General features: G+C 67.2%; 3 protein-coding genes. All 3 read left to right on the top strand.

What is annotated here, in order from left to right; translation table 11 throughout:
• The first annotated feature begins 147 nt into the window (after positions 1-147).
• From rplP to rpsQ, 3 genes are read left to right on the top strand one after another with little or no spacing between them, the layout of a single operon-like run.
• Positions 148-564 carry a 50S ribosomal protein L16 gene (gene rplP / locus DD1DGNOD_RS22985; RefSeq protein ID WP_131768529.1) on the top strand — a complete coding sequence of 139 codons (417 nt, stop codon included), beginning with the start codon at positions 148-150 and terminating at the stop codon, positions 562-564.
• Positions 564-863 carry a 50S ribosomal protein L29 gene (rpmC, locus tag DD1DGNOD_RS22980; protein ID WP_131768528.1) on the top strand — a complete coding sequence of 100 codons (300 nt, stop codon included), beginning with the start codon at positions 564-566 and terminating at the stop codon, positions 861-863. The genes rplP and rpmC overlap by 1 nt, the downstream gene beginning before the upstream one ends.
• A 5-nt stretch (positions 864-868) precedes the next feature.
• Positions 869-1,195 (top strand): 30S ribosomal protein S17, encoded by a 327-nt coding sequence (rpsQ, locus tag DD1DGNOD_RS22975; RefSeq protein ID WP_241251825.1) that lies wholly within the window; start codon positions 869-871, stop codon positions 1,193-1,195.
• The last annotated feature ends 129 nt before the right edge of the window (positions 1,196-1,324 follow it).

Raw genomic sequence — 1,324 nt, 5'->3', positions numbered from 1 at the left:
CGCCGTCGCCGTCGCCGTCGCCGTCGCCGTCGGCGCCGGCGCCCTCGGCCGCGCCCGAGGGCGCAGGCTCCGCGGTACCGGTCTCGCCTCCGGCCGACACCGCCGTGTCCGCTGGCGCGGCCACGCAGGAGACGGAGGGCTAGGACGATGCTGATTCCCCGCAAGGTCGCACACCGCAAGCAGCACCATCCCAGTCGTGACGGTGCGGCCAAAGGCGGCACCAAGCTTGCGTTCGGTGAGTTCGGCATCCAGGCGCTCGAGTCCGCCTACGTGACGAACCGGCAGATCGAGTCGGCGCGTATCGCGATGACCCGCCACATCCGTCGTGGCGGCAAGGTCTGGATCAACATCTACCCGGACCGCCCGCTGACCAAGAAGCCGGCTGAGACCCGGATGGGTTCCGGTAAGGGTTCGCCCGAGTGGTGGATCGCCAACGTCAAACCCGGCCGCATGATGTTCGAGCTGTCGGGTGTTGCCGAGCCGGTGGCACGGGAAGCGATGCGGCGGGCCATCCACAAGCTGCCGATGAAGTGCCGGTTCGTGACCCGTGAGGGAGGTGCGTGATGGCGGCCGCGACTGTGACCGCGGACGAGTTGCGGGCCCTGTCCGGGCAGGATCTGGTGGACAAGCTGCGCGAGGCCAAGGAGGAGCTGTTCAACCTCCGCTTCCAGGCCGCGACCGGCCAGCTCACCAACAACCACCGGTTGCAGGTCGTCCGGCGTGACATCGCGCGTATCTACACGGTGCTGCGGGAACGTGAGCTGGGTCTTACCGACGATCCGGAGCTCGTGGAAACCGGCGTGGCTGTCGTAGCTGACGACGCCGAGCAGTTGCAAACGGCAACCCAGGCGGAACGGGCGTGAGTGGGATGACAACGGACGACACCCCGACGACGGACAGCGCGGCAGCGACCGCGCAGAACGAGACGCCGGCCGCGGAAACCGGTCGTGGCTTCCGCAAGGTCCGTGAGGGCCTGGTGGTCAGCGACAAGATGGCCAAGACCGTGGTTGTCGCCGTCGAGGACCGGGTGCAGCACCCGCTCTACGGCAAGACGATCAGGCGCACCAAGAAGGTCAAGGCGCACGACGAGAACAGCACCACCGGTGTTGGTGACCGGGTTCTTCTCATGGAGACCCGGCCGTTGTCGGCGACAAAGCGCTGGCGTGTGGTGGAGATTCTGGAGAAAGCCAAGTAGGTCGACCCGCTGAAGGCGACGCGATGATGCTTTTCGCGTCGCCGGAGGCGTTGCAGGTCTGGGGATGGCTGAAGGCGACGCGATGATGTTCTTCGCGTCGCCGGAGGCCGCACAGTAGGTCCAGCGAGC

This window comes from Candidatus Protofrankia californiensis, from assembly GCF_900634765.1.
Taxonomy (GTDB): Bacteria; Actinomycetota; Actinomycetes; order Frankiales; family Frankiaceae; genus Protofrankia; species Protofrankia californiensis.
Note: the sequence above shows the minus strand (reverse complement) of the source record. Positions and strands in the feature narration are given on the sequence as shown.

Excerpts from the sequence above, each read along its gene's own strand:
- rpmC (WP_131768528.1), top strand. The coding sequence starts at position 564 with ATGGCGGCCGCGACTGTGACCGCGGACGAGTTGCGGGCCCTGTCCGGG.
- rpsQ (WP_241251825.1), top strand. The coding sequence starts at position 869 with ATGACAACGGACGACACCCCGACGACGGACAGCGCGGCAGCGACCGCG.
- rplP (WP_131768529.1), top strand. The coding sequence starts at position 148 with ATGCTGATTCCCCGCAAGGTCGCACACCGCAAGCAGCACCATCCCAGT.